The sequence below is a fragment of the Microbacterium sp. MAH-37 genome (assembly GCF_009758255.1).
GTDB lineage: Bacteria > Actinomycetota > Actinomycetes > Actinomycetales > Microbacteriaceae > Microbacterium.
Window position 1 is genome coordinate 1 of sequence record NZ_WSEN01000015.1, and the last position, 761, is coordinate 761.

Genomic DNA, 761 nt, shown 5'->3' on the forward strand with positions numbered 1-761 from the left:
GGTAAGGACGGTCGCCTCCGCGGGAGTCGTCCCGCTTGTAGGGACGGTCACCCTGCTGACGATCGTTCCGATACGGACGATCACCCTGCGGACGATCGTTCCGATACGGACGATCACCCTGCGGACGATCGTTCCGATACGGACGGTCGCCTCCGCGGGAGTCGTCCCGCTTGTAGGGACGGTCACCCTGCGGACGATCGTTCCGATACGGGCGGTCGCCACCGCGCAAGTCGTCCCGCTTGTAGGGACGGTCCCCCTGGGGACGATCGTTGCTGCGGTACGGACGGTCGCCGCCGCGCGAATCATCGCGCTTGTACGGGCGGTCGCCGCCCTGGCCGCGGTCGTTCCGGTTGGGACGGTCGCCACCGCGCGAGTCTTCGCGCCGGTAAGAGCGCTCACCCTGAGGGCGATCGCCGCGGTACGGACGGTCGCCGCCCTGCGAGCGGTCGCCGCGGTAGGCGCGATCGCCCGAGCCTCCGCGATCGTCACGACGCGAGCTGTTGCGGTCATGACCACCCGAGCGCGGCGCACGGCCGGCGGCGTCGGAGTACGAGCGCTTCTTATCGTTCGAGGAGCCTGAGCCAGAGCGCGAAGAATCCCCGCCCTCGCGACGATTCTGCTGTTCTTCTGACATTCTGACTCCCTATGAGCTTGTTAACGCAAGATGGCCACCCAACAATGGGTGGCCATCTTACCTAAGAGGAGTTCGGCGGTGTCCTACTCTCCCACAGGGTCCCCCCTGCAGTACCATCGGCGCTGTG

Annotated in this window: 1 protein-coding gene; it reads left to right on the top strand. The window is 66.9% G+C overall.

Annotated features, from left to right (window positions below):
• On the top strand, positions 1-580 hold a 580-nt coding region (locus GON06_RS18440), incomplete at its 5' end, for a hypothetical protein (RefSeq protein WP_157313878.1).
• Between the last annotated feature and the right edge of the window lie 181 nt (positions 581-761).